Source organism: Pseudoxanthobacter sp., from assembly GCF_036822375.1.
Lineage (GTDB): Bacteria > Pseudomonadota > Alphaproteobacteria > Rhizobiales > Segnochrobactraceae > Pseudoxanthobacter.
This window is the reverse complement of sequence record NZ_DAISHT010000196.1, coordinates 1-6,138: the sequence shown is the minus strand read 5'-3', so window position 1 is coordinate 6,138 and position 6,138 is coordinate 1. Positions and strand designations below refer to the sequence as shown.

Annotated in this window: 6 protein-coding genes; 2 read left to right on the top strand and 4 right to left on the bottom strand. The window is 68.1% G+C overall.

Features of this window, described 5'->3' with window-relative positions; genetic code table 11:
* Nucleotides 1–2: 2 nt before the first annotated feature.
* The 4 genes from rfbA to V7067_RS14435 form a co-directional block, all read right to left on the bottom strand.
* The gene (gene rfbA, locus V7067_RS14450; protein WP_334176606.1) at nt 3–872 is read right to left on the bottom strand and encodes a glucose-1-phosphate thymidylyltransferase RfbA; all 870 of its coding nucleotides are present in this window, start codon (nt 870–872) and stop codon (nt 3–5) included.
* Nucleotides 873–919: 47 nt separating this feature from the next.
* The gene (gene rfbD / locus V7067_RS14445; protein ID WP_334176607.1) at nt 920–1,807 is read right to left on the bottom strand and encodes a dTDP-4-dehydrorhamnose reductase; all 888 of its coding nucleotides are present in this window, start codon (nt 1,805–1,807) and stop codon (nt 920–922) included.
* Nucleotides 1,808–1,824: 17 nt separating this feature from the next.
* Nucleotides 1,825–2,889, bottom strand: a complete 1,065-nt coding sequence (gene rfbB / locus V7067_RS14440) for a dTDP-glucose 4,6-dehydratase (RefSeq protein WP_334176605.1) — start codon at nt 2,887–2,889, stop codon at nt 1,825–1,827.
* A gap of 187 nt (nt 2,890–3,076) precedes the next feature.
* The gene (locus V7067_RS14435) at nt 3,077–4,402 is read right to left on the bottom strand and encodes an aspartate aminotransferase family protein (RefSeq protein ID WP_334176604.1); all 1,326 of its coding nucleotides are present in this window, start codon (nt 4,400–4,402) and stop codon (nt 3,077–3,079) included.
* Nucleotides 4,403–4,649: 247 nt separating this feature from the next.
* Here V7067_RS14435 and V7067_RS14430 point away from each other — a divergent pair, with 247 nt between their 5' ends.
* The gene (locus tag V7067_RS14430; RefSeq protein WP_334176603.1) at nt 4,650–5,198 is read left to right on the top strand and encodes a cupin domain-containing protein; all 549 of its coding nucleotides are present in this window, start codon (nt 4,650–4,652) and stop codon (nt 5,196–5,198) included.
* 214 nt (nt 5,199–5,412) lie between these two features.
* The gene (locus V7067_RS14425; RefSeq protein WP_334176602.1) at nt 5,413–5,649 is read left to right on the top strand and encodes an Lrp/AsnC ligand binding domain-containing protein; all 237 of its coding nucleotides are present in this window, start codon (nt 5,413–5,415) and stop codon (nt 5,647–5,649) included.
* Nucleotides 5,650–6,138: the final 489 nt, after the last annotated feature.

The window sequence follows — 6,138 nt, the reverse complement described above, 5'->3', positions numbered from 1 at the left end:
GGTCAGCCTTCTTCGGCGATCCGCATCAGATATTTGCCGTAGTCGCTCTTGCCGAGTTTCTGGCCGAGGCGGTGCAGCTGTTCGGCATCGATGAGGCCGGTGGTGAAGGCGATCTCTTCCGGGCTGGCGATGCGCAGACCCTGACGGCGCTCCAGCGTGCGCACGAACAGCGCCGCGTCGATCAGGCTGTCGTGGGTGCCGGTATCCAGCCAGGCATAGCCACGGCCCATCTTCTCCACATGCAGCTTGCCGCGGTCGAGATAGGCCTTGTTGACGTCGGTGATTTCCAGTTCGCCGCGCGCCGAAGGCTTGAGGTTGGCGGCGATATCGACCACGTCCTTGTCGTAGAAATAGAGCCCGGTCACCGCCCAGTTCGAGCGCGGCTTTGCCGGCTTTTCCTCGATCGACAGCGCCTTGCCGGTCGCGTCGAACTCAACGATGCCGTAACGCTCCGGATCGTTGACATAATAGGCGAACACCGTCGCCCCTTCCTTGCGGTGGGCCGCCGGCTGCAGCAGCTCCGGCAGGCCGTGGCCGTAGAAGATGTTGTCGCCGAGGATGAGCGCCGACGGGCCACCGGCCACGAAATCCGCTCCGATGACATAGGCCTGCGCCAGCCCGTCCGGGCTCGGCTGCACGGCATAGCTGAAGCTCATGCCCCACTGGCTGCCATCGCCCAGCAGGCGCTGGAACTGCGGCATGTCGTGCGGCGTGGAGATGATCAGGATCTCGCTGATCCCCGCCCGCATCAGCACGCAGAGCGGATAATAGATCATCGGCTTGTCATAGACCGGCATGAGCTGCTTGGAGGTGACAAGCGTCAGCGGGTGCAGGCGCGTGCCCGAGCCGCCGGCCAGAATGATGCCCTTCATCGGGTCCTCGCTCTTCTTTTTTGTCCGCCCTCGGGCGGATTTCCGCGTCAGACCGGGGCGCAGAGCCGCGCGAGACAGCGCTGCAGCGCATCCGGCCAGGCCGGAAGCCGCACGCCGTGCACGCGGGCGAGCCGCCCGCAATCCAGCCGCGAGTTTGCCGGCCGCCGCGCCGGGGTGGGATATTCACGGGCGGGAATCGGTACGACCCGCACCGGCCGCCGCCCCAGCGCCGCCGCGCCGGCGAAGATCGCCTCCGCAAAGCCCGCCCACGTCGTCTCGCCGCTGCCGGTCATGTGGAACACGCCGCGCAGGGCGGCGTCGTCCGGCCGGGCCTTCAGGTTGCGTGCCACCGCGATGATGGCCGCGGCGATATCCGGGGCATAGGTGGGGCAGCCCTGCTGGTCGGCCACCACCCGCACCTCGTCGCGCGTTTCGCCGAGATGCAGCATGGTGCGCACGAAATTCTTGCCGAACGGCGCAAAGACCCACGCCGTGCGCAGGATGGCATGATCCGGGCTGGCCGCCGCAACGGCCCGCTCGCCGGCCAGCTTGGAGGCGCCGTAGACGCCCGCCGGCCCGACCGGATCGTCCTCGCCATAAGGCGCGGCCTTGGTGCCGTCGAACACGTAGTCGGTGGAAATCTGGATGACCGGGCAGCCGAGCGCGCGGGCGGCGGCGGCAACCGCGCCGGCCGCCGTGGCGTTGATCAGATGGGCCCGGTCCGGCTCAGCCTCGGCCTGATCGACGGCGGTATAGGCCGCCGCATTGACCACGACATCGGGCCGGGCGGCGGCAAGGGCCGGCGCAATCGTCTCCGGGCGTTCCAGATCGAGAACCGGGCGGCCGATGGCGATCACCTCGACGCCGGCCGCCGGGCCGGCCTCCAGCAGCGAGCGCACCACCTGCCCGTCCCGGCCGGTCACCGCAAGGCGCAGCGGCGCCGGCGCGGCCGTCATCGCTTCTCCTCCTCGGCCCCGAGGCCGAGACGCTCGCCGCTGTAGACGCCGTCGCGCAGCGGACGCCACCACCACTCGTTTTCCAGATACCAGCGCACCGTCTTCTCAAGACCGGTGTCGAAGTTCTCCTGCGCCCGCCAGCCGAGTTCGTTCTCAAGCCGGGTCGCGTCGATGGCATAGCGGTGGTCGTGGCCCGGACGGTCGGTGACGAACGTGATGAGTTCGCGCCGCGGGCGCGCGGCCGGACGCAGCTTGTCCAGCGTGTCGCAGATGGTCTGCACCACCTGCAGGTTGGTGCGCTCGTTGCGGCCGCCGACATTGTAGGTGCGGCCCGGGCGGCCGGTGGTGAGGATGGTCAGCAGCGCACGGGCGTGGTCTTCCACGAACAGCCAGTCGCGGATGTTGGATCCGTCGCCGTAGACCGGCAGCGGCTTGCCGTCGAGGGCGTTGAGAATGACGAGCGGGATCAGCTTCTCCGGGAAGTGATAGGGCCCGTAGTTGTTGGAACAGTTGGAGACCACCACCGGCAGGCCGTAGGTGCGGTGCCAGGCGATCGCCAGATGGTCGGAGGCGGCCTTGGAGGCCGAATAGGGCGACGACGGATCGTAGGGCGTGTCTTCCGTGAACAGCCCGTCCGGACCGAGCGAGCCGTAGACCTCGTCGGTGGAGATGTGGAGGAAGCGGAAGGCGGCCTTCGCCTCGCCCTCAAGCCCGTTCCAGCGGCGGCGGGCGGCTTCCAGCATCACATGGCTGCCGAGCACGTTGGTCTCGATGAACGCGCGCGAGCCGACGATGGAGCGGTCGACGTGGCTTTCGGCCGCCAGATGCATCACCGCATCGGGCTGCACCTCGTCGAAGATGGCGCCGATGGCGGCGGCATCGCAGATGTCGGCCTTGTAGAAGTGATAGCGGGGATCGTTGTCGATGGCCTTCAGCGAGGCGGGATTGCCGGCGTAGGTCAGCTTGTCGATGTTGAAGACCTCGTGCCCGGTCTCGCGCACGAGATAACGGCAAACCGCCGACCCGATGAACCCGGCTCCGCCGGTCACAAGAATACGCATCGTTCCCTCTTCCGACTGCCCGGCCGCCCGCGACGGACGGGGCCGGGCCGTAACCCCCGTTGGCTAGCAGTCTTGGCCTGCGCTGTCCATCATCGCCGTTGCGCCAGCCACAGAGACAAAACCGCCCGCAGACCTTCCGGCCTGCGGGCGGCGACAGCGGCGGAACGGACGACAGCAGCCGCCGGGATCAGGCAACCCGCTTCAGCGCATCGGCAAGGCTGCCGACCAGCGCGTCGATGTGGCTCTTCTCGGCGATGAGCGGCGGCGACATGGCGATGATGTCGCCGGTCACGCGCACCACGGCATCGCGGCGGAAGCAGTCCACCATCACGTCATAGGCGCGCGTGCCCGGCGCACCGGCGCGCGGCGCCAGTTCCACCGCGCCGACGAGGCCGATGTTGCGGATGTCGATGACGTTCGGCAGCCCCTTCAGCGCGTGCAGCGCGTCTTCCCAGTAAGGGGCGAGTTCGGCACCGCGGGTGAGCAGGCCTTCCTCGGCATAGATGTCGAGGGTGGCAAGGCCGGCGGCGCAGGCAACCGGGTGGCCGGAATAGGTATAGCCGTGGGCGAACTCGATGAGGTTCTCCGGGCCCTTCATGATGCCGTCATAGATGCCGCGGTCGCAGAACACCGCCCCCATCGGAATGACGCCGTTGGTGATGCCCTTCGCGGTGGTGAAGATATCCGGCTTCACGCCGAAATACTGCGAGGCGAACGGCGTGCCAAGGCGGCCGAAACCGGTGATGACCTCGTCGAAGATCAGCAGGATGCCGTGCTTGTCGCAGATGGCGCGCAGGCGCTCCAGATAGCCCTTGGGCGAAATCAGCACGCCCGTCGAGCCGGCCATCGGCTCCACGATGACGGCGGCGATGGTTTCCGCGCCGTGCAGGGCGACGAGGCGCTCCAGATCGTCGGCGAGTTCGGCGCCGTGCTCCGGCTGGCCCCGGGTGAAGGCGTTGCGGGCCAGATCGTGGGTATGGCGCAGGTGATCGGCACCGGGAAGCTGCGGGAACACGCGGCGGTTGCCGACGATGCCGCCCACCGTGATGCCGCCGAAGCCGACGCCGTGGTAGCCGCGCTCACGGCCGATGAGGCGGGTGCGGGTGCCCTCGCCGCGGGCGCGGTGATAGGCGAGCGCGATCTTCAGCGCGGTGTCGACCGATTCGGAACCGGAGTTGGTGTAGAACACATGGTCGAGGCCCTCGGGCGAGAGTTCGACGAGGCGCTCGGCAAACTCGAAAGCCAGCGGGTGGCCCATCTGGAAGCTCGGCGCATAGTCGAGTTCGGCCAGCTGCTTCGCCACCGCTTCGGCGATCTTCTTCCGGCCATGGCCGGCATTGACGCACCACAGGCCGGCCGAGCCGTCGATCACCTTCCGGTCGTCGATGGTGGTGTAATACATGCCTTCCGCCGCCTTGATCAGGCGCGGATCCGCCTTGAACTGGCGGTTGGCGGTGAAGGGCATGAAGAAGGGCTCGAGATTCGGGCTGTTGCGAAGCGTGGGCGCATTCATCGGCTGGTTTTCCCGGAAGGTTCAGGCGGGGCGCTTCCGCCGCGCCCGGCATGGCCGCATTGGGCACACGATCAGGACCGCTCAACAAGTCCTTTTCTGCTGGCGCATAAGCCTCTGAATTTGTTACATCGCCCGATGTGGATTTGCGCGATCCGCAACGCCCTGAACACCGTCGCGGTGCGGGGCGCGCGGCACGGCGTGCTGCCAATGCGAAAGGCCGCCGCCGGCGGCGCCGGAGGGCTGGACGATGAGCGTGGATGTGGGCGAGCGGCTGCGTTATGTGCGCCAGCTTCACAAGCTGTCGCAGCGCGAGCTGGCGAAGCGGGCGGGCGTGACCAACTCCACGATTTCGCTGATCGAATCCAACCAGATGAACCCGTCCGTCGGGGCCCTGAAGCGCATTCTCGACGGCGTGCCGGTCGGGCTGGCGGAGTTCTTCTCGCTGGAGCCGGCCGAGCCGCGCCGCGCCTTCTACAGTGCCGAGGAACTGGTGGAAATCGGCAAGGGCGCCATCTCCTACCGCCAGATCGGCGACAGCCTGATCGGCCGCCAGCTGCAGATCCTGAAGGAGCGCTACGAGCCCGGCGCCGACACCGGGCGCGTGCCGCTGACCCACGACGGCGAGGAAGGCGGCATCGTCATCCGCGGCCGGCTGGAAGTGACGGTGGACGACGACCGGCGCATCCTCGGGCCGGGCGATGCCTATTATTTCGAAAGCCGGCGGCCGCACCGCTTCCGCTGCGTGGGGCCGGAGGTGTGCGAGGTGGTCAGCGCCTGCACCCCGCCCACGTTCTGAGCGCGGCCGGCCGGCCCGCAGCAGCCCCGGCACATACCGGGGTTGAACCGCGGGCCACATTCCGGTTTCCTCACCGCCGGCTGCCGGGGCCGGTGATTCCCGCCCGGCAGCCGGTTCAGATGACGCATGATTCCTGCCGGCAACGCGCCTGTCGCAGGGTGTTCTCCGGCCGCGGGCGGTTGCCCTGCCCGGCGGCCGCAGACCGGGAGGCCCCATGAAGCCGTTCTTCGTTCTCGTCAAATGCGCCCTCGGCCGCTCTTACGAGGTGGCCGCGGCAATCGCCGATACCGAAGTCGCCTCCGAGATTTACTCGATCGCCGGCGATTTCGACCTGCTGGTGAAGGTCTATGTCGACGAGGGCACCGACATCGGCCATTTCGTCAACCAGCGCATCCACTGCGTGCCCGGCATCGCCGACACCCGCACCATCCCCACCTTCAAGGCCTTCTGAGGCGGCGGGCGCGGCAATCGGTGCTTTCGACAACACGCAGCGAAAGCTCTATACTGGAATTGTTCCGTTCCCTTCCGGCAGCGGCCGGGAAGCCGGGGGACGGCCCTTTGAAGACCCTCGTGCGCCTTTCGCCTGCCCGCGACTGCCGCACGCCGACCCGAGCCGGGGAAATCAGGCCCTGCCCGAGCCGAAGGGAACACGTCCGGCCCTGCCCGCCGGCGGCGCGAATGTTCCGGGGCACGGCAAGCAGCAGCCACGGCCGGCAACGGCGGCCGCGGCGCCCATGGCTTGCGGGGACGATGCCCCGCGACGCGCAGGAACCCGGTGGCCGGTGCACGACCGGCGCGAAGGAACGCGACGGATGGACTATCAGGCTTGTTTTGAGAATGCGGTTTCGGCGCTCAAGGCGGAACGGCGTTATCGCGTGTTTGCCGATCTGGAGCGCATCGCCGGCCGCTTCCCCCATGCGCTGTGGCGCAACGGGGCCGA

What these genes read in the sequence shown, in the direction of transcription:
- V7067_RS14425 (WP_334176602.1), top strand. Translation starts at nt 5,413, where the DNA reads ATGAAGCCGTTCTTCGTTCTCGTCAAATGCGCCCTCGGCCGCTCTTAC.
- V7067_RS14430 (WP_334176603.1), top strand. Translation starts at nt 4,650, where the DNA reads ATGAGCGTGGATGTGGGCGAGCGGCTGCGTTATGTGCGCCAGCTTCAC.
- rfbB (WP_334176605.1), bottom strand. Translation starts at nt 2,889, where the DNA reads ATGCGTATTCTTGTGACCGGCGGAGCCGGGTTCATCGGGTCGGCGGTT.
- V7067_RS14435 (WP_334176604.1), bottom strand. Translation starts at nt 4,402, where the DNA reads ATGAATGCGCCCACGCTTCGCAACAGCCCGAATCTCGAGCCCTTCTTC.
- rfbA (WP_334176606.1), bottom strand. Translation starts at nt 872, where the DNA reads ATGAAGGGCATCATTCTGGCCGGCGGCTCGGGCACGCGCCTGCACCCG.